Origin of the sequence: Neisseria sp. HMSC061B04 (assembly GCF_001836705.1) — a bacterium.
Lineage (GTDB): Bacteria > Pseudomonadota > Gammaproteobacteria > Burkholderiales > Neisseriaceae > Neisseria.
In genome coordinates this window covers 39,229-64,660 of record NZ_KV830175.1, presented here as the reverse complement: position 1 = coordinate 64,660, position 25,432 = coordinate 39,229, and the positions used below count along the sequence as shown (strand labels likewise).

General features: G+C 49.1%; 25 protein-coding genes and 1 pseudogene. 14 read left to right on the top strand and 12 right to left on the bottom strand.

Annotation, left to right across the window (positions count from 1 at the left end; all coding sequences use genetic code 11):
- The first annotated feature begins 5 nt into the window (after positions 1-5).
- Both HMPREF2661_RS11565 and HMPREF2661_RS11660 read left to right on the top strand, forming a co-directional pair.
- Positions 6-287, top strand: a complete 282-nt coding sequence (locus HMPREF2661_RS11565; protein ID WP_159069871.1) for a hypothetical protein — start codon at positions 6-8, stop codon at positions 285-287.
- 160 nt (positions 288-447) lie between these two features.
- Positions 448-1,071 (top strand): hypothetical protein, encoded by a 624-nt coding sequence (locus tag HMPREF2661_RS11660; RefSeq protein ID WP_199900471.1) that lies wholly within the window; start codon positions 448-450, stop codon positions 1,069-1,071.
- A gap of 315 nt (positions 1,072-1,386) precedes the next feature.
- On the opposite strand, the gene HMPREF2661_RS01730 is transcribed toward HMPREF2661_RS11660, so the two are convergent.
- The 5 genes from HMPREF2661_RS01730 to HMPREF2661_RS01710 form a co-directional block, all read right to left on the bottom strand.
- Positions 1,387-1,773 carry a DUF5339 family protein gene (locus HMPREF2661_RS01730; RefSeq protein ID WP_004519763.1) on the bottom strand — a complete coding sequence of 129 codons (387 nt, stop codon included), beginning with the start codon at positions 1,771-1,773 and terminating at the stop codon, positions 1,387-1,389.
- A gap of 187 nt (positions 1,774-1,960) precedes the next feature.
- Positions 1,961-3,805 (bottom strand): anaerobic ribonucleoside-triphosphate reductase, encoded by a 1,845-nt coding sequence (nrdD, locus tag HMPREF2661_RS01725; RefSeq protein WP_084824296.1) that lies wholly within the window; start codon positions 3,803-3,805, stop codon positions 1,961-1,963.
- Between the two features lie 54 nt (positions 3,806-3,859).
- Positions 3,860-4,369 carry an anaerobic ribonucleoside-triphosphate reductase activating protein gene (gene nrdG, locus HMPREF2661_RS01720; protein ID WP_070822181.1) on the bottom strand — a complete coding sequence of 170 codons (510 nt, stop codon included), beginning with the start codon at positions 4,367-4,369 and terminating at the stop codon, positions 3,860-3,862.
- Positions 4,370-4,656: 287 nt separating this feature from the next.
- Positions 4,657-5,799, bottom strand: coding sequence for a THUMP domain-containing class I SAM-dependent RNA methyltransferase (locus HMPREF2661_RS01715; protein ID WP_070822180.1), 1,143 nt, complete (start codon positions 5,797-5,799; stop codon positions 4,657-4,659).
- Between the two features lie 117 nt (positions 5,800-5,916).
- Complete coding sequence (locus HMPREF2661_RS01710) at positions 5,917-7,308, bottom strand: nucleobase:cation symporter-2 family protein (RefSeq protein ID WP_003746988.1); 1,392 nt, start codon at positions 7,306-7,308, stop codon at positions 5,917-5,919.
- 335 nt (positions 7,309-7,643) lie between these two features.
- Here HMPREF2661_RS01710 and dapA point away from each other — a divergent pair, with 335 nt between their 5' ends.
- The 10 genes from dapA to HMPREF2661_RS01665 all read left to right on the top strand — a co-directional run bounded on the left by dapA (position 7,644) and on the right by HMPREF2661_RS01665 (position 17,437).
- Positions 7,644-8,519 carry a 4-hydroxy-tetrahydrodipicolinate synthase gene (dapA, locus tag HMPREF2661_RS01705; protein WP_049322659.1) on the top strand — a complete coding sequence of 292 codons (876 nt, stop codon included), beginning with the start codon at positions 7,644-7,646 and terminating at the stop codon, positions 8,517-8,519.
- Positions 8,520-8,599: 80 nt separating this feature from the next.
- A complete protein-coding gene (gene bamC, locus HMPREF2661_RS01700; protein ID WP_049322660.1) occupies positions 8,600-9,730 on the top strand; it encodes an outer membrane protein assembly factor BamC in 1,131 nt (376 codons plus the stop codon).
- A 122-nt stretch (positions 9,731-9,852) separates the two neighbouring features.
- Complete coding sequence (locus HMPREF2661_RS01695; protein ID WP_003746993.1) at positions 9,853-10,083, top strand: NGO_0222 family membrane protein; 231 nt, start codon at positions 9,853-9,855, stop codon at positions 10,081-10,083.
- A 9-nt stretch (positions 10,084-10,092) separates the two neighbouring features.
- Positions 10,093-10,686 (top strand): RdgB/HAM1 family non-canonical purine NTP pyrophosphatase, encoded by a 594-nt coding sequence (gene rdgB, locus HMPREF2661_RS01690; RefSeq protein WP_049359772.1) that lies wholly within the window; start codon positions 10,093-10,095, stop codon positions 10,684-10,686.
- Between the two features lie 265 nt (positions 10,687-10,951).
- Positions 10,952-11,554, top strand: a complete 603-nt coding sequence (locus HMPREF2661_RS11725; RefSeq protein WP_283140435.1) for a TonB-dependent receptor plug domain-containing protein — start codon at positions 10,952-10,954, stop codon at positions 11,552-11,554.
- 4 nt (positions 11,555-11,558) lie between these two features.
- Positions 11,559-14,261 carry a TonB-dependent receptor domain-containing protein gene (locus HMPREF2661_RS01685; RefSeq protein ID WP_283140434.1) on the top strand — a complete coding sequence of 901 codons (2,703 nt, stop codon included), beginning with the start codon at positions 11,559-11,561 and terminating at the stop codon, positions 14,259-14,261.
- A gap of 245 nt (positions 14,262-14,506) precedes the next feature.
- Positions 14,507-15,016, top strand: a complete 510-nt coding sequence (locus HMPREF2661_RS01680) for a hypothetical protein (protein WP_070822179.1) — start codon at positions 14,507-14,509, stop codon at positions 15,014-15,016.
- 83 nt (positions 15,017-15,099) lie between these two features.
- Positions 15,100-15,438, top strand: coding sequence for a thioredoxin family protein (locus tag HMPREF2661_RS01675; RefSeq protein ID WP_283140433.1), 339 nt, complete (start codon positions 15,100-15,102; stop codon positions 15,436-15,438).
- Positions 15,439-15,535: 97 nt separating this feature from the next.
- Complete coding sequence (gene hemW, locus HMPREF2661_RS01670) at positions 15,536-16,711, top strand: radical SAM family heme chaperone HemW (RefSeq protein ID WP_070822177.1); 1,176 nt, start codon at positions 15,536-15,538, stop codon at positions 16,709-16,711.
- Positions 16,712-16,846: 135 nt separating this feature from the next.
- Complete coding sequence (locus tag HMPREF2661_RS01665) at positions 16,847-17,437, top strand: opacity family porin (protein ID WP_070822176.1); 591 nt, start codon at positions 16,847-16,849, stop codon at positions 17,435-17,437.
- A gap of 112 nt (positions 17,438-17,549) precedes the next feature.
- Here the strand turns inward: HMPREF2661_RS01665 and HMPREF2661_RS01660 are convergent, their stop codons facing one another.
- The 7 genes from HMPREF2661_RS01660 to ruvB all read right to left on the bottom strand — a co-directional run bounded on the left by HMPREF2661_RS01660 (position 17,550) and on the right by ruvB (position 22,707).
- Positions 17,550-17,918, bottom strand: coding sequence for a VanZ family protein (locus tag HMPREF2661_RS01660; protein ID WP_070822175.1), 369 nt, complete (start codon positions 17,916-17,918; stop codon positions 17,550-17,552).
- The gene (locus HMPREF2661_RS01655) at positions 17,915-18,124 is read right to left on the bottom strand and encodes a hypothetical protein (RefSeq protein WP_039862142.1); all 210 of its coding nucleotides are present in this window, start codon (positions 18,122-18,124) and stop codon (positions 17,915-17,917) included. Before HMPREF2661_RS01655 ends, HMPREF2661_RS01660 begins: the two co-directional genes overlap by 4 nt.
- Before the next feature lie 102 nt (positions 18,125-18,226).
- Entirely contained in the window at positions 18,227-18,805 is a 579-nt protein-coding gene (pth, locus tag HMPREF2661_RS01650) for an aminoacyl-tRNA hydrolase (protein WP_049322667.1), read from the bottom strand.
- Positions 18,806-18,859: 54 nt separating this feature from the next.
- Positions 18,860-19,132, bottom strand: a complete 273-nt coding sequence (locus HMPREF2661_RS01645; RefSeq protein WP_049322668.1) for an RnfH family protein — start codon at positions 19,130-19,132, stop codon at positions 18,860-18,862.
- Positions 19,125-19,556, bottom strand: a complete 432-nt coding sequence (locus tag HMPREF2661_RS01640; RefSeq protein WP_003747011.1) for a type II toxin-antitoxin system RatA family toxin — start codon at positions 19,554-19,556, stop codon at positions 19,125-19,127. The genes HMPREF2661_RS01645 and HMPREF2661_RS01640 overlap by 8 nt, the downstream gene beginning before the upstream one ends.
- Before the next feature lie 89 nt (positions 19,557-19,645).
- Complete coding sequence (locus tag HMPREF2661_RS01635; protein ID WP_049322669.1) at positions 19,646-21,553, bottom strand: ATP-binding cassette domain-containing protein; 1,908 nt, start codon at positions 21,551-21,553, stop codon at positions 19,646-19,648.
- Positions 21,554-21,675: 122 nt separating this feature from the next.
- A complete protein-coding gene (gene ruvB / locus HMPREF2661_RS01630) occupies positions 21,676-22,707 on the bottom strand; it encodes a Holliday junction branch migration DNA helicase RuvB (protein ID WP_070712754.1) in 1,032 nt (343 codons plus the stop codon).
- Between the two features lie 216 nt (positions 22,708-22,923).
- Here ruvB and cmk point away from each other — a divergent pair, with 216 nt between their 5' ends.
- On the top strand, positions 22,924-23,583 hold the full coding sequence (gene cmk / locus HMPREF2661_RS01625; protein ID WP_049344765.1) for a (d)CMP kinase: 660 nt from the start codon (positions 22,924-22,926) through the stop codon (positions 23,581-23,583).
- 154 nt (positions 23,584-23,737) lie between these two features.
- Positions 23,738-25,422, top strand: a pseudogene (rpsA, locus tag HMPREF2661_RS01620) (30S ribosomal protein S1).
- The last annotated feature ends 10 nt before the right edge of the window (positions 25,423-25,432 follow it).

Here is a 25,432-nt window from a genome sequence, read left to right as displayed (position 1 = left end):
TTAAGGTGTGGCTCCGCCACGCAAGCGATTACAAATGCCTCGCATCCATTCCGATTTTTCAGCTAGCCTTCCAATCCACCAAGCAAGGCAGCCTGAAAAACCGATACGGCAAACCCAACCCGCCAACCGCGTGCGTGGCTACGCCTCACACCCCACCTGTAAATTACACGAAACTTCAAAACCAACATGTAGAGTGTATGCGGTACGCACGCACGCGGTTGCTTGATTGGCGGTTTGCCGTTTCAACTTTTAACTTCGTTGAAGCTAGCGCTTTCAGCAAGCTGTAGCCCGCATGCCCAACCCACCGTATGAGTAGCTATGCCACACATCTCACTTGACTTTAAGGTTTATTTATCTAGAAATTATTTTGTCATCTTGACACATTAAAAAAATAAAATACAATCAAACATTTTTACTATTATCTCAAATTTAGAAGTAACCATTATCATGGGTATTAAAGACTTTCTCTCCACTCTGCTAAAACGAAAACAAGAAGAAGATAAAACAAAAATCCAAGTAAAACAAATTGTTGTGGAAATAGAACAAGAAAATTTAGCATCTACTCAAGACAACCAAGAATTAGAGCTAGAATCAGACGAAGACAATTCCGACATTCCTCAACCCGTACAAGAACTCAGCACTGTCATTAAAAGCATTCCCGGTATCAAACTTGCTACGGTAAATCGCTATATGCTATTTGAAATCACATCGGATGATTTTACGCTTCCCATATTTGGTGACTATCCGTTAGGTGCATTGAAACGGACTGATGGCGGTTTATCGGACGAAATCTTGATTTCAATCGACTTCATGATTACACGTGATGAAACGGGTTTGAAAGCATTAGAGTTTTTGTCATGGTGGGTACGCGACCATGCACGAGGTGGAGATAGTATCCAACTGCGCGCTCTGGCTCTTCCCCCAATCCCTGAGCAGTTTGGTAAAACGCTGACGTTCACCATTGACTATTTCTATACCGATCCTGAACAGGATATCGATAAACTACTGAATAGTATCCAAGAACTAGCCGATAGTTTAAACGATGCAAAAATACAGTATTTAAACAAATAAGCTCTGCCTGTACACTTTAGCAAACCGTAGCCTGTATATCCAGTCAACCGCGTGCGTGGCTACGCCACGCACCCTACCTATGAATTACACGGAACTTCAAAATCAACATGTAGGGTGTGTACGGTACGCACGCACGCGGTTGTTTGATTGATGGCTTTCTGTTGTAAATTAAACTTAGTTGAAACTAACGCTTTCAGACGGCATGAAAAATGGCCGTCTGAAAACTAAAAATGCTTTATCCCAAACACTCTAGTTCACAAAACAAAAAACGGATTCCAAATCATTGGAATCCGTTTTTCTCTAAAGCTATCCGAATTATTTAGCTTCTTCTTTAGCGTCTTCGGCAGCTTCTTTGGCATCTTCCGCTGCGTCTTTTGCATCTTCTTTAGCCTCTTCAGCGGCATCTTTGGCTTCTTCGGCTTTCTCTTCAGGAGTTTCGGCAGCAGGTACGCCTTTCAAAGCGTCCAAAGAAGTTTTACAAGTTGCATCGCGTTGGTCTGCTGGCAGGTTTTTCAACGCTTCTTTGGTTTGTTCGAAAGATTTTTGCATCATGTCTTTGGTTGCAGCATCTACGTCTTTAGTTGCTTCGGCAAATGCTTTTTCATACTCGTCACAAACGGCAGAAGAAGATGAGCCTGAACCGCCGCATGCTGACAGGGACAGGGCTGCCAACAAAGCCGCCAATAAAGCTGATGTTTTCATGTGTCTCTCACTTTTTTAAATTTAGGTTAAAGAAAGTTATATGTTAATTCATTATATGAAGGTGTCAAGAGTTTTTGTTTAATTTAATCAGAACTATATCATTGAAAGAGCCTGCCTATTTCAACATGATCAAGGCCGTCTGAAATTTCAGACGGCCTTAGGTTTGCAAGCAATCTTTTTTCAACGATTACGCCGCTTTACGGTGATAATGTCTAAGCGCATGTTCTTTGCGACGACCGCTGGAGAAGGCCGAGACGCGTTTCAGATAGCCGATGACGCGGGTGCCGTAGTCGATGTCGTGGCTGCCGCAGGCGGAACAGGCGTGCAAGGTACGTTTGTCGATATGGCCGCATTCGTTGCAAATAGTGATGCGCACGTTCACGCAGAAGTAGTTGCAGCCAGTTTGCGCGGCGATGTCCAAGAGCGAGCGGTAGCCGGATTCGGGCAGGGCTTCGTCGAGGTTCAGGTGCAGCGCGGAGCCGCCGTCGAGCCAGTCCACCAGTTCTTTGCCGTGCAGCAGGAATTTGTCGAGCGCGTTGATTTCTTCGTCTTCGACGACGTAGAAATAGGAGTTGTAGCATTCGCGGCTGACTTTGTAGCCGCCGGCTTTGTCCCATTTGGCGTTTTTCACGCCGAGGTTTTCGGCGGGAACGAACTCGGTGTTGAACTTCACGCCATAGTGTTTGCTGGCGGCTTGGTTGGCTTCAAATATGGTTTTCAGACGACCTTGGACGAAGTTGATGTAATCGTCGTTGTAGCCGACTTTGATGCCTTGCGATTCGGCTGCTTCCGCCATGCCGTTGATGCCGATGGTGAGGAACTGTTTGTCCAGCGTGATGAAGCCTGCATCGTAAACGGGCAGCATTCCGGCAGCTTGGTATTCTTCCATCAGTTTGCGGTAGGCGTATTGGTATTTGTGGATTTTGGCCACTTCGGCGGCAAGGTCGCGCCCGTCTTGTTCCAGCCGGTTCATGTTGATGGTGATGACGTTGATGGAACCGGTCGCCACGCCGCCCGCGCCGAGTGTGTAGCTGAAGGTGCGGTCTTCAATGGCGTTGCGCAGACGGCAGCAGGAAGCCAAGGAGTCGGGGTTGTCGGAAAGATAGACGAAGAAGGAATTGCCTTCCGCCAACTCTTTCACCATTTCGTCGGCGAACACGGTGTCTTTGCATTTGCCGCCATCGGTCAGCATCGCAGCGGTCACGACGGGGAAGGTCAAAACGGCTTTGGTGCGTTCCTGATTGAACCATTTGAGGAAGAAGTTTTGCAGCTTCGCCACGCTCGCCCACACTGATTTGCTGAAATCGGGGAAGACGAAATCGCCGAACATCGCATCGAAATAGTATTGATCGTAAACAGAAATATTCCAGAATACGCTTTGATAGCCGCGTGCGGCGGCAGGCTGGTTGATGCTGTACACCACCTGCTGCATATGGTTGGCGATTTCTTTGCCGTGGGTTTCCAAATAATCTTCGCCGTAGTCTTTGCGAGCGAAGTAGTCGAAATAGGTCAGGAATTCCACCGTCGCCACTGCGCCGGCAAACTGCGCGCTGATGGCAAACACTAGGTTGATAAACGAGCCGCAAAACGAAGCCAAATGCTGCGGCGCTTTGGATTCTCCGCCGAGTTTGCTTAAGCCGTCGAGCAGGAAGGGATACAGCGTAACCGACACACAATAAGGCTTGAGGCTGGTTTCGTCATGCACATAAATCTCGTGTGCCTCAATCTGGCGGATGTATTCGTCGGCAACGGATTGGTCGAAAATTTCGGCGATTTTGCGCGACACTTGGGCGCGGTTAATCTGAACGAAAAAGTCTTTCATGATCTCCGCTTCCATCGTAGCGATGTTTTTCTGGGTAACGTTGGCGTTGGCGTCCATTTTCGAGCCGTCCGCCGCGTTTTGCGCGCTGATGTAGTCACGCATGAATTGTAGTTTTCCGTTTAACTGTTCGGGATGCAGCCGAATCATGTTAATTCTCCTGTATGGTTTGGTTGATTTATTAAACAATGACGGTTGGGCCGTCTGAAACATCGCTGTCAGCGAATACAATAAATTCAATTTAAATCAGTGCAATACAACACCGGGCTAAATTGAAGCTACTGGAAAAACTTTAGGCGCAGGTTTGTCTTTGATAAACAAGCGGTTCAACACTTCGCCCGTGCGCAAATTGATAAACTTCTGATTGGTGGCCGGACTTTCTAAACCGCCCAACTCCATCTGCCAGCGGCCGGTTTTCAGATACGTCAAATAAGGCAGGATGCCGTCTGAAACCGCCTCCAGCTCTTCACGCTCCAGGCCGGTGTACAAACAGGCTTTCAAACCCGCCTGCGTCACAATGGCCAGCATTTTCTGCAAGGCTTCCGGCTGCCATTCTCCGCCCATAAACAACACGCACGTAATCAATCCGCGATAGCGTTTCAGACGGCCTTTTAAATAATCCTCGGTCAATTCCGTGCCGATGCCCTCTTTCCATGTATCGGCACTATGGCAACCTTTGCAACGCAGCGGACAACCGGAAAACAGAAACGCCAACGACACTTCGCCCGGCACTTCCTGCCAAACAATTTGCTCGATTGTGAATTTCAAACCGCTCATTGCAACGCCATAAAACACAAGATATGGTGTGCATTAAAACACAATACTACTAGATATGGTATTTTATTTAACAATCCATCTTTATTTTGTAATAGGTTTTTATAATTTGATAGATTGTAAATTTCAATAATTATATCTACACGGCTCCTTTGATAAAGGCCGTCTGAAAACAATTTCAGTGCATTAATATCAAAAAAGAAAAGCAAACTCCGTTATAACAAAGACGGTTTTAACAAATCAAAAAAGGCCGTCTGAAATCATCTTTCAGACGGCCTTAATTTCAGGTTTTAACCCCGATTCGAACCTTTAACCATATCCATCAAAAACAATCGGCAATCCAAATTACCGTTAAACAAAGGAATTTTCCGCTTCGGAGAAAGGCGCATAAATTTCGGCATATCGCGATCGCCGGTAAACATTCCTACCAGCCAGCCGGCGTAATATTGTTTCAACCATGTGCCGAGTTGCGGATATAAAGCCTGCAAAGCTTGAACTTCCGCAAGGCGCACGCCATAAGGCGGATTGGAAATCATAATGCCGTGTTCGCCGTTTGGACGCACGGCCTGCGCATCTTGCACGTCAAAGCGGATGAAATTATCCACTTCGGCGGCTTGGGCATTAGCCAATGCGGCGCGGATCATATAACGGTCGTTGTCGCTGCCGGAAATGGGCGCGGCGGCCGGTTTGATTTGTTTTTCAGCCTCACGGCGCAACGCTTGCCATTTTTCTTTGTCGAAGTTTTGCAGTTTTTCAAAACCGAAACGGCGCATCAAACCCGGCGCACGGCGTGTCGCAATCCATGCAGCCTCAATGGCAATCGTGCCGCTGCCGCAAAACGGGTCTTGGAAAGGCTGCGTACCATCGTAGCCTGCCAAAAGCAGCAAACCTGCCGCCAAGTTCTCTCTCAATGGCGCTTCGCCGGTATCCTGACGATAGCCGCGTTTGAAGAGTGCTTCGCCGGAAGTATCGATAAAGATTTCCACATTGCGCTCATCGATAAAGGCATGAATGCGGATATCGGGATTGATTTTGCCCACGCTCGGACGCGCATCATAAATATCGCGGAAAGCATCGCAGACGGCATCTTTGATTTTCAAACCGACAAAATCCAAGCTTTTCACATTGGCACGCTTGCCTTCGACTTTAACTTTAAAGGTCTGCTCCAGCTTAAACCAACCTGTCCAATGCAGATTTCGTGCCAGTTTGTAGATATCGTGTTCGTTGCGATAACCGCCTTTGGTCAAGCGCAGCAAAACGCGGCTGGCAACGCGCGAATGCAGGTTGATGCGGTACACCTGCTCCATCGTGCCTTTACATGCGACACCGCCGTCAACAGCGCGGATATCCTGACATGCCATGCTGTCGAGTTCCTGCGTCAAAGACCCTTCCAAACCGCGAGGACAAGTGATAAAAAGTGAATAAACCGTCATATAAAACCTTTCCGGGTAGGGCTATCCGAACCACTCGGATAACAAATAAAAACAATATTATAGCCGAAAAACCAAAAGGCCGTCTGAAACTTCAGACGGCCTTTGAATAAAGCTTGCTTAGTGATCCAAACTGTCAGTTTCCACCTTAACCGCTTTATCGGTTTTGTCTTCCGGCAAAACCAGGTTCAACAATACTGCCATAATACCGCCTGCGGAAATTGAGTTTTGGAACAATACCGGCAGGTTTTTGAACACTTCCGGCTCAAACGCCACGCCCAAACCCAAACCGACAGAAGTCGCCGCGATAACCGCTTCACGGCGGCGAATACCGTGGCTGACCAAAATCCGCACGCCGGCAATCGCAATCAGGCCAAACATCAATACCATCGCGCCACCCAAAACCGGACTCGGAATTGTGGTAAACGCGCGGCCGATAACAGGGAACAAGCCCAACAATACCAAAATCGCCGCAATATATTTGCCCACATGACGCGAAGCCACGCCGGTCATTTGAATCACGCCGTTGTTTTGCGCAAAAGTAGTCAAAGGCAAAGAGCCCAGAGCAGTCGCAATCACAGACACCAAACCATCTGCCAACACACCGCCGCGCAAGCGTTTGGTATATTCCTCACCCTCAATCGGCTGCTCGGAGACCATCGCAGTCGCCGTCAAATCGCCCACTGCTTCAAATACGCTCAACAAGAAAATCGCACCGGCGACAATAAACGCGTGCCAATCAAATGCAAAGCCATATTTAAACGGAACCGGCAGGGTAATCAGCGGCAGGTTTTGCAGGGCGGAAAAATCCACTTTGCCCAAAAACAGCGCAACGATATAACCGACAATCAAACCCACCGCAATGCCGCTCATGCGCAGCAACGGATTTTTCAAGCAGTTGAAAACCAAAACAATCAACAACACCAGCGATGCCAGACCCAAGTTTTCCATCGAGCCGAATGTACCGTCTGCTTTCGCACCGAAGCCGCCGCCAAAGTCAGTAATGCCGACATGCACCAAGCTCAATCCGATCAACATCACGACCACGCCGCTTACAGTCGGCGTAATCACTTTTTTCAAATAAGGCAAAAGCCAAGCGGAGAAGCACACCAAAAACGCGCCGACAAAGGACACGCCCAAAAGCGTTGAAATCATCGCATCTTCAGTCAAACCGCCCTCTTTCATGCCGGTACCGAGCGCAATCATCACGGTTACAAAAGAGAAATTGACCGACTGAATCGACAACATGCCCGAACCGACCGGCCCGAAACGGTTGACCTGCAAATAAGTACCGACACCAGAAGCCACCATCGCCATTGACACCAAATAAGCCGTCATTTCAACCGGCAGCTCCAACGCCCCTCCGACAATCAGCGCCGGCGTAATCATCGGGACAAAAATAGCCAAAAGGTGCGTAACCGCACTCAACAACGCATTCCCAAACGGCGGCTTGTCTTCCAAACCGTAAACCAAATCAGGCGAACCGGCCTGTTTATCTGTCATTTCGGCCATAATGACCCTTTCTTAAGAATCGTTAAAAAATATTAAGATGCGCATTTTAACTAATTTAAAATGTATCAGCAAATTCAAAATCATCAGGCCGTCTGAAAGTTTTGCCCGATCATTTTCAGACGGCCTCAAACAGCCTTAACACATTTTAATCCTTGACAGTATTTTTCCATCTTAAAACAAACAAACTAATGATTTAAAAATGTATTATTCATTAAGATAATGACAAATCACGATTAAACGGCCTGGCCTCATAGCGGATATGTTTCACACAAACAACAAAGTAAGCTACAATCCGATGAATAATCCACCCACATTATAAAATTAAAGGTTTCCGTATGTTAAAAGGCAGTCTGGTTGCCCTGATTACCCCGATGAATCAAGACGGCAGCATCAACTACGAACAACTTCGCGACTTAATCGACTGGCACATTGAAAACGGCACCGACGGCATCGTCGCAGTCGGCACCACCGGCGAGTCAGCCACCCTGCCTGTCGAAGAACATTTGACCGTTATCGAAGCCACCGTCAAACACGTCAACAAGCGCATTCCCGTTATCGCCGGCACAGGCGCCAACAATACTGTCGAAGCCATCGCCCTTTCCCAAGCCGCCGAGCAAGCCGGCGCGGACTACACCTTATCCGTCGTCCCCTATTACAACAAACCTTCCCAAGAAGGCATTTACCAACATTTCAAAGCCATCGCCGAAGCCACTTCGATTCCGATGATTATTTATAATGTTCCCGGCCGCACCGTCGTCAGCATGAGCAACGACACTATTTTGCGCTTGGCCGAAATTCCGAATATCGTCGGCGTGAAAGAAGCCAGCGGCAAAATCGGCAGCAACATCGAATTGATCAACAGCGTTCCTGAAGGTTTTGCCGTGTTCTCCGGCGATGATCCTACCGGCCTGCCCTTCATGCTGTGTGGCGGCCACGGCGTGGTAACTGTCGCAGCCAACGTTGCACCGAAACTCTTTGCCGACATGTGCCGAGCCGCCCTTGAGGGCGATATTGCGACCGCCCGTCGTCTAAACGAGCAACTTATCCCAATTTATAACACCATGTTCTGCGAGCCCAGCCCGGCCGCGCCCAAATGGGGCCTGAGCTTATTGGGCAAATGCGAACCCCATGTTCGTCTGCCTTTGGTTGCACTGACCGAAGACGGTCAAGCCAAAGTCCGAGCCGCTCTGGAAAAATCAGGACAAATCTGATCCGGAAATAAGGCCGTCTGAATCCCAAACACCTTTTCAGACGGCCTCCCTGTTAAGAACTTCATCCACAGGAAAACAAGATGACCTATATCAAACCCATCGTAGTAGCCCTCGCCCTGATTAGCATGACTGCCTGTTCCGGCAGCAAAAAAGAACAACCCAAACTCGACTATCAAAGTCAATCGCACCGCCTGGTCAAACTGGAAGTACCACCTGATTTGAACAACCCGGACCAAGGCAACCTCTATCAATTACCGGCAGGCAGCGGTGCCGTCCGTGCCAGCGACTTCAACAAACGCCGCACTCAAGCCGTACAACAACCTGCCAATGCAGAAGTTTTGAAATCCGTTAAAGGCGTACGCCTTGAGCGTGACGGTAACCAACGCTGGTTGGTTGTCGATGGCAAATCGCCTCGCGAAATTTGGCCGTTGCTGAAAGTATTCTGGCAAGAAAACGGTTTCGACATCAAATCCGAAGAACCGGCCATCGGCCAAATGGAAACCGAATGGGCTGAAAACCGAGCCAAAATCCCTCAAGACAGCCTGCGCCGCCTGTTGGACAAAGTCGGCTTGGGCGGCATCTACTCCACCAGCGAACGCGACAAATTCATCATCCGCATCGAACAAGGCAAAAACGGTTCGACCGACATCTTCTTCGCCCATAAAGGCATGAAAGAAGTTTATGCCGACCGTAAAAAAGACACCACCATGTGGCAGCCAAGCGAGAGCGACCCTAACCTCGAAGCCGCATTCCTCGCGCGCTTTATGCAATACTTGGGCGTTGACGGCCAACAAGCCGAACAGGCCCTGACCCAAAGCGTTGCCGCCCGCAACAATGCTTCTGAGTTGGCCCGTGTGGACAACGGCACCCTGCTGCTGGCAGGCGATTACGGCCGCAACTGGCGCCGTACCGCACTTGCGCTCGACCGCATCGGCCTGACTGTTATCGGTCAAAATGCCGAACGCCGCGCTTTCTTAGTTCAACAAGCGCCAACCGAAGGCGAAGCAGTTGCCAATAAAAAACCCGGCCTGTTCAAACGCGTATTTGGCAAAGGCAAAGCAGAAGCGCCAAAAACTTATCCTGAAATCATCGTTTATGTTGAGCCTATCAACAATGGCGCACGCCTCCATCTGTTGAACAAAGACGGCAGCCCATACAAAGGCAGCGATGCCTCCACATTGTTGAGCCGCCTGCACACAGAATTGCGTTAATCCGTTATTCGACTTAAGGCCGTCTGAAATATTCAGACGGCCTTTTTAACGAATCCGGCATGGTTTCAAATTCCCAATCTGACGTTATAATCAAAACATTTTTTCCCTTTACCCAAGCTGCCATGACCCGACAAAAAGCCTATCTGATCCTGACTGCCCTGTTTACCCTGATGTTTATCGTACTGATTCTGTTGGGCGCTTATCTTCTGAGCATTCACAGCAAACAATTCGCCGTTGCCGCCTTTCTGTTTGCCTTTGCTGCCGTTTTTGCCCAAATCGGCAGCCTTGCACTTTACATCCGCCACAAAGCACGCGCGCAAATGGCCCGTATGCAGCAAACCGAAACCCATTAAGGAAAAACCATGTTTGAAAAAATCGTCCTTGCCAGTGGCAACGCAGGCAAACTCAAAGAATTTGCCCGCCTCTTTGCCGACTTAAACATCGAAGTCCTGCCGCAATCGCAGTTCAATACGCCCGAATGTCCCGAGCCGTACCATACCTTTGTTGAAAATGCCCTGGCTAAAGCACGCCATGCCGCCAAATACAGCGGCTTACCGGCACTTGCCGACGATTCCGGCATCTGCACCAACGCCTTAAACGGCGCACCCGGCATTTTCTCCGCACGTTATGCAGGCGAAAACCCCAAATCCGATGCCGCAAACAACGCCAAACTGTCTGCAGATCTTGCCGATAAAGACGACAAAAGCTGCTACTACGTCTGCGTACTCGTACTCGTCCGCCACGAAAACGACCCGCAACCCATCATCGCCGAAGGCATCTGGCGCGGCCAATGGCAGTCCGAAGCAGCCGGCACAAACGGCTTCGGCTACGACCCTCATTTCTATCTGGCCGAACACGGTTGCACCGCCGCCGAGCTTGACCCTGAAATCAAAAATGCCGAAAGCCACCGCGCCCAAGCATTGCGTGAATTGTTAAGAAAAATCGAAGCCCTCTGAACAATAAAAACGTCGTCTGAAAACCCGCCACACCGTTTTCAGACGACGTTTTTCATCCCGTTTATCCGTAAAACGCACCATCAAAGGAACAAAACTTATAAAATTTTTTCAAAAACTTATAATATCCAAAAAACAGCAAATATCCTTACTCAAAAATCCCCATCATAAAAACATAAAACACATTCTACAAACCACTCCTTGAAAATTGATTACCGTCCTCCCCCGACGGAGCGCCTGTTATAAAGATAATACAAGGAGTCATCACATGAGAAACTACCCCTTCAAAACCATCGTCGCCTGCCTCAGTATTTTGTGGCACAGCCCGCACCTGTGGGCAGCAGATGCGGCTACCCCCAACACCGCCGTCCTCGACACTATTGAAGTCCGCGGCAAACGCCTGACCAAAGACCAGAAAGGCGAAGCGCAGCAATACAGCAAAAACGTCTCCAACGCCTACCTCGGCAAAGAATACCTCGAACGCTACCGCCCCGATGCCGCCGGCGACATCCTCAAAGGACTCAACGGCGTGTACAACATGAATACGCGCAATGCGGGCAGCGCGATTACGCCCAGCATCCGCGGCATCGCCGGAAAAGGCCGTATCCCCGTTACCATTGACGGAACGGAACAGACCGTCGATGTGTGGATGAACAATTACGGCGTTGCCGACAGAAACTATGTCGATCCCGCCCTGTTCCGCAGTATTGCGGTAGAAAAAGGGCCGTCGATGACCCAAGGTGTCAAATCGGGAGTAGGCGGTTCGGTCGCCATTCAAACCATTGAGCCGGAAGACATTGTTCCCGAAGGGAAAAAATGGGATTCAGATAAAAGGCAGTTTTTCGGGCAATACGGCCAAACCCCGCGTTGATAATTTGCAATACCTCGGTGTTGAAGACTACCGCACCATTCCGGGCAGGCCGACGGCAGACGGGGCGGCTGGCGCAGTCGCCGGAACGTTGGAACCTTATCAGGCACTCGATTTCCAAGAGAAAAACCCACCGCGCAGCCGCAGCAGCAAAATCGGCAATTTCAGAGACGACCGCTCAGGCATGGTTTCGGCGGCGTTTAAAACCGATATTTCAGATGGCCTGATTGCTTACAGCGACCGTAAAAAAGGCAATTACTTCAGCGGCAAACACGGGGCGGGCGGCTATCTGAACAATCCGGAATACGACCCCGACAATGCGGATTTCGGCAATACGGGCGCGACCATGATACCGAACATGGAGAAGCTCTATCGCCCCGGCGAAGAAGTGTTCAACAGTAACGTGGCGAGCAAAAGCCTGCTGCTGAAAAACAACTGGTATCTGCCTAACAACCAGAAAATCAGCCTCGGCCATATGCGCACCCGCGTCCGTTTTGGTGAAAACAACCCCTTTTACAACGCTATACTGCTGGGCTTCAGCAACGAGTTCAACTTCACCGGTAGGCCGCCGCTGGTCATACCTACGCAAACGCTCAATTCCACCATTGACACCAAAAGCCATAAAATCGGCTACGAATGGAAGCCCGAAGGCAGCCGCTGGATAGATTTGCAGGCCAATATCTGGCGCACCCAAACCACCGGTTCCCGCCATCAAAGTGGCGGGCCGGATTTGGCCGTTACCTACGGCGATCAGGAATACGACAAGTGGGCGAACTGCTTTGTCCACAATAAAATTCCCAATGAATTTATCGGCAGGCACATCAGCGAAGGTATAGGTTGCCGCGAGCTGGTTGCCGAAGGTTTGGTTCCTGCCGAAGAGCCGAAAGATCCGCCTCCTGTACCCGGTGCATACCGTGTCAAATCAGGCGTAGAACAGCGCACCCGCGCCACCCGTACCGGCGCCGACATCAGCAACCGCATGCACCTGACCGACAAGATCGCCATGACCCTCTCCGCCAACGTCCAATATGAAAAACTGGACGAATCCAACCGAATCACCAGCAACGACAAAGATATCTTCGACATCATCGGTGCCGCCACAGCCGCCACAGCCGTTGCCGGCCCGAGGGCGGGACGCCGCCACGAATGGGGTGCGGGAGTCGCTTTCGACTGGCAGGCGACCGACCGCCTGAACATTCAGGCAGGCATACGCTACGACAAATTCTGGGCTTACGACGATGCCTTGGCAAAAGCAAGGCGGGTGAGGAAAGATCCGTTTTATTCCGTCGATTTGCAAGGAGGGAAAAGCTCGGACGGCTATATCCTCGGCAGCTATATCCCCTATTACGAACTGATTGCAAATAAAGAAGAAGCGGAAGATGTGCGGAAAATCCTGAGGACAGAAGATGTTGACGAGTCAAATCGTCTGATAAACGAATTCCGCAACAAATACGGTTATGACTATAACGATAAAGGATATTCGATTAACGGAGAAAGGCAGACCGGCGAAGTCATCTATGCCAACGCAAACGGCGACAATCCACAGGTAGATAACCCGTCCTTCAACCACGACGAAGCCGTTTACCGGCAGAAAGAAGTCTATACACCCTATATCGACGGCAAATATCAAGGGCCGGTTTTCGCGCAAGGGCAATTTAACGAAAAAGTAAACAATCCTCAGGGATTGCAAGGCAGCTATTTCAAATATTTAAGCAATGCGACAATAGATGATGTTAAAACACCCTATCTGCAAAAAAAAGAGCGGGCGACTACGATGGGCAGTACCGGCGGCCACCGCCTCTATAAAAAACCTACCAACGAAGACGAAGTATGGCCCATGCCTAAACACCTGAAAGCCAGCGCATGGTCGCCTGTCATCGCCGTCAGCTACGATTTGACCGACAACAGCCGCCTGTTCACCCGCTTCGCGCAGGCGACCCGCTTCCCCAGCATTTACGAAGCAACCACCACCAACGTCAACCTGCTGGAAGCCTACAATACCGAATTCAACCTGAAGCCCGAACGCAGTACCAACTGGGAAGCAGGCTATTCCTTCAATTTCGCCCCCTACTGGCAACGGCTGAAACACGGCAACATCCGCCTGACCTACTACAACAACACCATCAAAAACGCCATCGATATTACCGAAAACAAAAACCTGACCCAATACGACAAGAAACAGACCAGCGGCATCGAGCTGCAAAGCCGTATCGACAGCGGCAAATGGTTTGCCTCATTCGGCGCAAACTACCGCCTGAAGCAGCGCACCTGCGACAAATCGACCGCTTTCAATTACGACGTCTATAACAACCGTATCCCCGAATGTATCGACGGTGGCTTCGGCGCTACCCGTTTCTATCAAACCATGCAGCCGAAATACTCGCTCAACCTCGATATCGGCACCCGCCGCTTCAATAACAGGCTGGAACTGGGCATGCGCGGCATCTACCACAGCACCGTCGATACCGGCCAGCAGAACGAACTGGCACGTCAAGGCTTGGCGCGGATTATGCAGGCATCAGGCCGCCCCTACCACTGGCGTTCCGCCTTGGTATTGGATGCCTACGGACGCTACAACTTCGGCAAAAACTTGAGTATGAGCTTCAGCGTCAGCAACCTGACCAACCGCTATTATCTCGACCCGATGTCCAACGTTCCCATCCCCGCACCGGGACGGGCGGTTACCGTTGGGTTTACAGGTAAATTCTGACGGGGCAATGCTTGAGAGGTCGTCTGAAAATTTCAGACGACCTCTCCGACAAAAGCTGTTATGATGCCTGCGTTCCCGCCTGCCACGAAAACAACCCGCAACCCATTATTCCCAAAAGCCTCAGAGGGCAGGCGTTGCGGGAATTGTTGAAAAAATCGAAGCCTTATAAATCGATGATAGGTCGTCTAAAAACCCCGAAACGCTTTTTCAGACGACCCAAACCCACCACATCACGAAAGAAACTCATGTCCCCCAAACAAATCCTGATCGTCGCCGTCCGTTTGATCGTTTTAATCGGTATCGTACAAACGCTCAGCAGCATCGTTACCATATTTACCCAGTCTGGAAGCGAATATAACAGCGCACAACTCCTGTTGCCGCTATCCATCTACGGCTTTTATTTGGCCGCATGGCTGCTGCTATGGTGTTTCCCTGCCGCCATTGCCAACCGCCTGTTGCCCGAACATCTGCAAACCGTACAGGAAGCCCCAAAACACCCTGCACCATGGCTGACGACCGGTATTGTATTAATAGGCATATATACTGTTTTCCAAGCTATCCCCGACCTAATTTACCAGTTCTCTCTCTATCTTTTTGTACAGTCTATTGCTATCGACACACATACATCCGTTTGGGCGGACCTCGGCGCACAAAACCAAGCCGGTATACTTGCCAACATCGCGCAGCTTTTTATCGGCATTTTCCTGCTATTCGGTGCACCCAAACTCTCATCTTGGATGCGCAAAAGACTTTAACTACATAAAAACAACAGGCCGTCTGAAACCTTCAGACGGCCTACCTCACATTCATTCCCATGCCCAAGCCCACATCTGAAGAATTGGCAGCCTTTGCAAAACACGTTGCTGCCTTCATCCCAACCACACCTGACGAACTTCTGCAACTCATTGACAGTCAAAAAACTGCTATCGTCTTTTTAGGCAAACCAAGCTGTTCATACTGTCGCCGTTTTGTTGCAAAACTGTCTACCGTTTCCTTAAACAAGCAGCTTACCATCCGCTTTACAGACAGCAGCAACAAAGCGGCTTTGAAAGATTTTCGTGAACAACACGGCATCAAAACTGTTCCCGCATTACTCAACATCTCACAAGGCAAAATAAAATTTGTCTGCAATTCCAAATTATCAGAAGAAGAAATTGAAGCTTTTTTGAGTGCTTAGACTGCGCAAATTTCCTACTGATTACTTTCCCGGCCGACATTTCAGTTAAAATAACGGCCCTAAAAATTTCAGACGGCCTCGAGCCTCAACACATATCATGACCCAAATCACCTTCCAACGCCCCGGCCAGCTAACCGCCCTACCTCCTTTATCACTCTACATCCATATTCCTTGGTGCATCAAAAAATGCCCGTATTGCGACTTTAATTCCCACAGCCTGAAAAACGGCCTGCCGGAAGAAGTCTATATTGATGCCCTATTAACCGACTTGCAGCTTGAGTTGCCGAATATTTGGGGCAGACCGGTGGAAACCATATTCTTCGGCGGCGGTACACCCAGCCTGTTTCAAGCGAAATCGATTGACCGTTTGTTAAGCGGCGTACGTTCGCTGTTGCGCTTGCAACCCGAAGCGGAAATTACTTTGGAAGCCAATCCAGGCACATTTGAAATTGAGAAGTTTCAAGGATTTAAAGACGCAGGCATTACGCGTCTGTCTATCGGCGTACAAAGTTTTAACGACGATATGCTTGCCCGATTGGGACGCGTTCACAATGGCAAAGAAGCCCTGACAGCCATTGATACTGCCTTGAAATTATTTGAAAAAGTCAATATCGATTTGATGTACGCCCTGCCAAACCAAACGGTTCAGACGGCCTCAAACGATGTGCAAACCGCTATCGCAACAGGCGTATCGCATATCAGCGCATATCATCTGACCATGGAGCCGAACACGCCTTTCGGTCATACGCCACCAAAAGGTTTGCCGCAAGATGAAGCAGCATTGGATATTGAAGATGCCGTACATGGCGCATTGGAAAGCGCAGACTTTATCCACTACGAAACATCGGCTTTTGCAAAATCTGGTATGCAGTGCCGCCATAATTTGAACTACTGGCAGTTTGGCGATTACTTAGGCATAGGAGCAGGCGCACACGGCAAAATTTCCTATCCCGACCGTATCGAGCGAACTGTCCGCCGCCGTCATCCCAACGACTATCTTGCGGCTATGCAGAGTAATCCGCATGAAGCAGTTGAGCGCAAAACCGTTGCTGCCGAAGACCTTCCATTCGAATTCATGATGAACGCCCTACGCCTGACCGACGGCGTACCTGCCGCAATGTTGCAGGAACGTACCGGCGTACCCACTGCAAAAATCATGGCTCAAATCGAAACCGCCAGACAAAAAGGCCTGCTTGAATCAGACCCGACCGTGTTCCGCCCGACCGAACAAGGCCGTTTGTTCTTAAACGACTTGTTACAGTGTTTTTTATAAGTGCGGTTTTACAACAGTTGAAACATTTTTAGATTTGCTTAATTTACGACAAGAAAATACAATCAGAATAATTGTTGGGAACGACCAACCCCGGCGATTATCGACTACTTCTCATCCTACATTAAGGACAAAATCATGAAAAAAGTTCTGGTAACACTGATTGCTCTTTCCCTGCCTACATTTGCATTGGCTGATGCAACCAAAGGTTTTTATGTTCAAGCAGATGCTGGTTATGCTTCTGTTAACTTAAAAGACAACTCTGGTAGTGCTACATTCGACGAAAAAGTTAAAGGTTTTAGCCCACGTTTGTCTGTAGGTTATGACTTTGGTGATTTCCGTCTTGGTGCTGATTACACTCACTACAAATCTTTAGAAGAAAACTTCTCAAAAGGCTCTTTCCATTCAAAAAATAAAGCTAAATTCCAAAGTGTTGGCGTTTCAGCAATCTATGACTTCAATACAAATACACCTGTTAAGCCTTATGTTGGTGCTCGTTTAGGTATCAACCGCGTATCAGCTGATTTTACTGATACAGCTCCAGGTTACTACTACGAAGAAAATTATCGTAAAACTAAAACCGGTATTGGTGCAATGGCTGGCGTAAGCTACGAAGTAACACCTAATGTTGACTTGGATGCTGGTTACCGATACAACTACTGGGGTAAATTTGAAGAAACCAAATTACAATCCCACGAACTTTCTGCCGGTGTACGCGTAAAATTCTAATTTTTAAATACTTGGCATGAAGCAACGATTGCTTCATGCATCAAGTAACAAAAGGCCGTCTGAAACCTGTTTCTCAGGATTTCAGACGGCCTTTTAACTTCTTTAAATATATCTAACTTTTTGCTGCTTTTACTTTTGCTGCAAACCACAACGCCACAGCCGTACCCGCCATATCGGCAATGCCGTCCGCGATCGAACCTTGGCGCGTAGTAGTCAGAAATGCCTGAGCCAGCTCGCTTCCTACTGCAAACAATAAAGCGGCAAACAGAATGCCTTTATAGGGAATATTCCTATTGTCTTGAATAAATATTTTTGCACACAACCATGCCTGACCAAAAAACAGTCCGAAATGGCCGACTTTATCAAAATGGGGAAATGGTGGAGCGCTATTACCGCCCTCTTTGAAAAGTAAGGCATAAATGGCGGCGGCAAACCAGATAAAGGCAGCGGCAGTAAATTTGTTTAACGGCAAGGCTTTCATTTGTCGGCCTCTTCATCCAGCCATGTTTGGCAGATGTCTGCCAAGCGGACAAATTTCCCACCCCGCGCCTTCAAAATATCACGCCATTGTGCTACTTCTTCTGCATCCGGGGCATCTTCAATACTGCATTCGTAAAGGCAGAAGTCTAATGTTTCGCCAACAATGCCTGGGGCTTCGGTCTGCATCAGGCTGGTCAGTTCGTTCATATTTACTGTTTCTTTAATTGGTTTATCGCTAGCCAGACTGCGCCGTCTGTTTTCGGGCCGTCTGAACTAATGTGCAAGGCTGTCCGTTTGATTTGGGCACGCTTACTTACTGTGTAAAAAACGTGTTGCCTCTTCCCATTCGCCATTCAACACGGCCGACAATCCTTGCAGGGATTTGGCGATGGAATCATCAATTTGCTGTCTGTGTTCCGCCGACGGTTTATTCAACACATAACCGACAACCAGATTACGGTCGCCCGGATGATCAATACCTAAGCGCAGGCGGTAGAAATTAGGCGTACCCAAACGAGCCTGAATATCTTTGAGGCCGTTGTGTCCGCCGTTGCCGCCGCCAAGTTTGAATTTGATACGGCCGCATGGAATATCCAGTTCGTCATGAACCACCAAGATTTCCTCCGGCTTGATTTTGTAAAACTGAGCCAAAGCGGCAACAGCCTGACCGGAGCGGTTCATAAAAGTCATGGGTTTGAGCAGCCAAACATCACCATCAGGCGTAATGGCGCGTGCTACTTCGCCGTAAAATTTCTTCTCGTCTTTAAAATTGACTTTCCATTTCCATGCCAGTTCGTCCAACAGCCAAAAGCCGACATTGTGGCGCGTTTGTTCGTATTCTTGGCCTGGATTCCCCAAACCGACGATTAATTTAATTTTCAAGCTCATTACTGTTCTTTCAGTTTGACAGGCCGTCTGAAAAAGTTTCAGACGGCCTTGGATTTATTCTTGCCCGGCGCGTTTACGTCGCGCTTCTTTCGGATCAATCAATAATGGACGATAAACCTCAATCCGATCGCCATCGCGCAAAACAGTCTCGTCTTTCACCGCCTTGCCGAAAATACCCAAAGGCGCTTGTTGCAAATCCAACTCTGGGAACTCTACCTCCAAACCGCTTTGCTGAGCAGCTTCGCGTACGGTTGTCCCTTCGGCAACGGTCATGTTCTTCAACACTTGCCTATCGGCCAGTCCGTAAACAATTTCAATCTCAAGCATAGCGGCGGTCGGCCTCTTTAATAAAAGCATCCACCAGCGTGCCGGCGAGGTGGCCGAACACCGGGGAAATCATGGCAGAGAGTACGGCATTGGAGAAATCGTATTCTAATCTGAATTCGACTTTACACATATCATCGCCCAAATCGATAAATTTCCAAGTGCCGCGCAGGGTTTTAAACGGCCCTTCGAGTAAATCCATGCGGATTTCCTGACCCGGGATATTGTGGTTGTGCGTTGCAAACGACTGTTTGACGCGCATATAGTCCATAAACAGGCGCGCTTTGAGCTCATTGCCTTTGCGTTCGATGACTTCGGTCTTGCTGTACCACGGCAAAAATTTTGGATAGTCCTCGACCTTGTCCACCAGCTCAAACATTTCCTCAGCGCTATGCAGTACCAATACGTTTTTCTCGACTTTTTTCATGTGGTTGTAGACCTTGTTTTTGAATATTCGGGGTTCAGACGGCATGATTTAGAAAAATATCCGCCCAACTTTGGGACAAAATTCCCAATTTAAACCGCTTCTCCGTTTTGTTTCGCTTCCAGCCATTCCCAGCGTTCGAGCTTTTCCAAAAGCAGCATTTCGATTTCTTCCGCCCTGCTTTGCAATGCGCCTGCTTTTTCGTAATCTTTGAAAATTTCTGGATCGGAAAGCTGGGTATTGATTTCAGCCTGCTCGGTTTCCAAAACGGCGATTTCATCAGGCAGGGCGTCAAGTTCGCGCTGTTCTTTATAGGAAAGTTTGACTGTGCGGTTGGCTTTGGGTTTGACTTTCTCAGGCTCGGTAACCGCTTTAGGCGCAGAGGCCGTCTGAATTTTCTCTTCGCGCGATTTTGCGTCGATATAATCCTGATAGCCGCCGATGTATTCTTTCAGACGGCCTTGTCCTTCGAAAACAATGCTTTGGGTAATCACATTATCCAAGAACATACGGTCATGCGAAACAAGGAATACCGTGCCTTGGTAATCGCGCAGCAAGTCTTCGAGCAGCTCTTGGGTATCGATGTCCAAGTCGTTGGTCGGTTCGTCCAAAACCAGGATATTGGCAGGACGGGTGAAGAGTTTTGCCAGCAGAAGGCGGTTGCGTTCGCCACCGGAGAGCGATGAAACAGGACTTTGCGCACGGGCGGGGTGGAACAGAAAATCTTCCAAATAGCTCATTACATGCTTTTTCTTACCGCCGACTTCAACGTAATCATTGCCCTGTCCGAGCGTGTAAAACACGGTGTCGTTTTCGTTCAACGCGCTGCGGAACTGGTCAAAATAGGCAACTTCCTGCTTACTGCCAATACGGATTCTGCCGTAGGTCGGCTGCAATTCGCCCAGAATCAGCTTGAGGAAGGTGGTTTTGCCGATGCCGTTGGGGCCGATTAAACCGATTTTGTCGCCGCGCTGCAAGATGGCGAAGAATTTGTCCATGATGACTTTGTCGCCATAGGCAAACGAAGCGTGTTCCAGTTCGGCAATGATTTTGCCGCTTTTTTCGCCGCTGTCGAGCTTGAAGTTGACCTGCCCTTGTACGTTGCGGCGTTCGGCGCGTTGGCGGCGCAATTCTTCCAAACGGCGCACGCGGCCTTCGTTGCGGGTGCGGCGCGCTTCTATGCCTTTGCGTATCCATGCCTCTTCCTGAGCATGGAATTTATCGAAGAGGCGGTTGTGTTCCGCTTCAACCGCCAATTCCTGCGCTTTTTTCTCGCTGTATTTGGAGAACGAGCCGGGATAGGATCGTAGAATGCCGCGGTCGAGTTCGACGATGCGCGTGGCGATGTTGTCCAGAAAACGGCGGTCGTGGGTAATCACAACCAAACTGCCTTCAAACGCCTTGAGCAGGTTTTCCAGCCAGATAATCGCGTCGATGTCCAAATGGTTGGTCGGTTCGTCCAGCAGCAATACGTCGGGCTTCTGCACCCAAGCCTGCGCCAAGGCAACACGCTTTTTCTGTCCGCCGGAAAGGTTGCCGATTTTTTCGTTTTCCGGCAAACCGAGTTCGCCCAAAGTCTGCTTCACCGCCGCATCCAGTTTCCAGCCGTCCTTCGCTTCGATTTCAAGTTGCAATTCGTTGAGTTCTTTCAACAAAGCCTCACTCGAACCATTTTCCAACTCATGGCTGACATGATGATAACGGCGCAATAAATCGCGAATTTCGCCCAAACCTTCGGCGACGGTATCAAATACGGTTGCGTCCTTATCAAAAAAGGATTCCTGCGGCACATAAACGATTTTAAGGTTGTTTTGAACAATAATCTGCCCGTCATCGAGCTTTTGTACGCCTGCAAGGATTTTTAAAAACGAAGACTTACCCGCACCGTTGCGGCCGATTAAACCGATTTTCTCGCCGCTGTCGAGTTGAAAAGAAGTTTTGTCGAGCAAGGCGACGTGGCCGACGGCAAAAGAAGCATTTTCTACGGATAAGATATTCATGGGGAAACTTCAAAAAAGAAAAGGGGGACATTTTAACCGATTATCGGCAGATATTTGCCGACAATCATATGAAATTGAAAGTATCAGGCCGTCTGAAAGCGGTTTTCAGACGGCCTTCATTATTATTCTTGAACCTTCAAACCGAAATGCAGATAGGCTCGTTCGGTTGCTACGCGTCCGCGCGGTGTACGCTGCAAAAAGCCCTGCTGAATCAGATAAGGCTCAATCACATCTTCGATGGTATCGGTCGATTCGCCAATCGCAGCAGCCACGTTTTCCAAACCGACAGGACCGCCGCTGAATTTGTGCAGAATCGCCTCAAGGAATTTCCTATCCATCACATCCAAACCTTGCCCGTCCACATCCAGCATACTCAAGGCCGCATCGGCAATTTCCGCATCAATCACGCCGTTGTTTTTCACATCAGCGTAATCGCGTACACGTCGCAAAAGGCGGTTGGCAATACGCGGCGTACCGCGGCTGCGCTTGGCCACTTCCATCGCACCCTCTTCACCCATTTCCAACTGCAACAATTGGGCTGAACGGGCAACAATAGTCGCCAAGTCTTTGTTTTGATAAAACTCCAATCGGGACACAATACCGAAACGGTCGCGCAACGGATTGGTCAGCATGCCGGCACGGGTCGTCGCGCCTACCAATGTAAACGGCGGCAAATCGATTTTGACCGAACGCGCGGCCGGTCCTTCGCCTATCATGATGTCCAACTGATAATCTTCAAGCGCAGGATAAAGGATTTCTTCAACCACGGGGCTTAAACGGTGGATTTCATCAATAAACAGCACATCATGCGGCTCGAGGTTGGTCAACAAGGCTGCAAGGTCGCCAGCACGTTCCAAAACCGGGCCGCTGGTTTGGCGCAAATTAACGCCTAACTCTTTGGCGATAATGTGTGCCAAAGTAGTTTTGCCCAAACCCGGAGGGCCAAACAACAAAGTGTGGTCAAGCGCTTCGCCACGTTTTTTCGCCGCCTGGATAAAAATAGCCAACTGCTCTTTTGCTTTATCCTGCCCGATATAGTCATCTAAAGTTTTCGGACGTAAAGCGCGTTCAAGCAATTCTTCCTGAGCGGAAATATTTTGAGCAGTGATAATGCGCTGAGGTTGTGCAGAAGTAAGATTATCGGTTTGTAACATAATGTTTCTAAATTCTAAGACCGTTCCCGACCCGTTGTTTCAGACGGCCCGAACAATCAGACAAAGCGGTTAAATTATGATTTTGGCCATTATACCTGATAAGGCCGAACCGCTTTCCTCTCAAATCTAAATCACACAAAAATTTTCGTTTTCAGACGGCCAAAGCAACGTATAATAAACGGTTAATTCAAATACCTATCGCATTCAGGAGAACACATGAGCCTCAAGCAAAAAGTCATCGCCATCGACGGCCCCAGCGCATCCGGTAAAGGGACAGTTGCCTCACGCGTAGCCGAAGCCTTGGGTTTTCTTTACCTCGACTCCGGTGCGCTTTACCGCCTGACCGCGCTTTACGCACAAAAACAAAATGTCGCTTGGACAGATGAAGATGCCGTCAGCACACTGGCAGAAACTTTACCCGCACAATTTGAAGGCAGCGCCGTATTATTAAACGGCGAAGATGTATCCGAGCAAATCCGTACCGAAGCGATTGGCATGGGCGCATCTGCCGTCGCGCAGTTGCCTAAAGTGCGTGCCGCCCTTTTGCAACGCCAACGCGACTTCCTAACCGAAAAAGGCTTGGTCGCCGACGGCCGCGATATCGGCTCGGTTATTTTCCCTGATGCCGCATTAAAAATTTTCCTGACCGCAAGTGCCAATGTCCGCGCCCAACGTCGTGCCAAACAACTCGGTATCCCATGCGAAGGCGTTGCATTCGAGCGTATTTTGTCGGACATTGAAGCGCGCGACGAAGCAGACCGCCGCCGCCCTGTTGCTCCGTTGAAACAGCTTCCCGACGCCCTGCTTTTAGATACTGATAACCTTTCTATCGAAGAAGCTGTAAAAAAAGTGCTTGATTGGTATCATAAAGTTTAAAATTTGGAGTATAATCGCGAAGTTTTCATTTCAGACGGCCTGTTAGCCCTATAACAAGGCCGTCTGAAAACATTTCCCAACCTGCCGCGCCAAGGACGGCAGGTCATTTCAAACCTAACCCGCACCCCTTGGCGGTGTACCGAAAAGAGTATATATGACTATGGAAAATTTTGCCCAGCTGCTGGAAGAAAGCTTTACCCTGCAAGAGATGAACCCAGGTGAAGTGATTACTGCCGAAGTAGTCGGCATCGATCAAAACTTCGTTACCGTTAACGCAGGTCTGAAATCAGAATCTCTGATTGATGTTGCTGAATTCAAAAACGCTCAGGGCGAGATTGAAGTTAAAGTTGGCGATTTCGTTACCGTTACCATCGAATCTGTTGAAAACGGCTTCGGCGAAACCAAATTGTCCCGCGAAAAAGCCAAACGCGCTGCCGACTGGATCGCTTTGGAAGAAGCTATGGAAAACGGCGACATCCTGTCCGGCGTTATCAATGGCAAAGTCAAAGGTGGTCTGACTGTTATGATCAACAGCATCCGCGCATTCCTGCCGGGTTCTTTGGTTGACGTACGTCCTGTAAAAGACACTTCTCACTTCGAAGGCAAAGAAATTGAATTCAAAGTGATCAAACTGGACAAAAAACGCAACAACGTTGTTGTGTCCCGCCGCGCTGTTCTGGAAGCTACTTTGGGCGAAGAACGCAAAGCCTTGCTGGAAAACCTGCAAGAAGGTTCAGTTATCAAAGGTATCGTTAAAAACATCACCGATTACGGTGCATTCGTTGACTTGGGCGGCATCGACGGTCTGTTGCACATTACCGACTTGGCATGGCGTCGTGTGAAACACCCAAGCGAAGTTTTGGAAGTTGGTCAAGAAGTAGAAGCCAAAGTTCTGAAATTCGACCAAGACAAACAACGCGTTTCCCTGGGTATGAAACAACTGGGCAAGATCCTTGGAGCGGCCTGACCCGTCGTTACCCACAAGGTACCCGCCTGTTCGGTAAAGTATCCAACCTGACTGACTACGGTGCATTCGTTGAAATCGAACAAGGCATCGAAGGTTTGGTACACGTTTCCGAAATGGATTGGACCAACAAAAACGTACACCCAAGCAAAGTTGTTCAACTGGGTGACGAAGTTGAAGTCATGATCCTGGAAATCGACGAAGACCGCCGCCGTATCTCTTTGGGCATGAAACAATGCCAAGCTAACCCTTGGGAAGAGTTTGCCGCCAACCACAACAAAGGCGACAAAATCTCCGGCGCAGTTAAATCTATTACTGACTTCGGTGTATTCGTAGGTCTGCCTGGCGGCATCGACGGCCTGGTTCACTTGTCTGACCTGTCTTGGACTGAAGCCGGCGAAGAAGCTGTACGCAAATACAAAAAAGGCGAAGAAGTTGAAGCCGTTGTATTGGCCATCGACGTTGAAAAAGAACGCATCTCTTTGGGTATCAAACAACTGGAAGGTGATCCGTTCGGCAACTTCATCAGCGTAAACGACAAAGGTTCTTTGGTTAAAGGTTCTGTGAAATCTGTTGACGCCAAAGGTGCCGTAGTTGCTCTGTCTGAAGAAGTTGAAGGCTACCTGCCTGCTTCTGAATTCGCCGCTGATCGCGTTGAAGACCTGACTACCAAACTGAAAGAAGGCGACGAAGTTGAAGCCGTTATCGTTACCGTTGACCGCAAAAACCGCAGCATCCGTCTGTCTGTTAAAGCGAAAGACGCTAAAGAAAACCGCGAAGCGCTGAATTCAGTTAACGCCGCTGCAACTGCCAATGCCGGTACTACCAGCTTGGGCGACTTGCTGAAAGCCAAACTGTCCGGCGACCAAGAATAAGGTTGCAGAC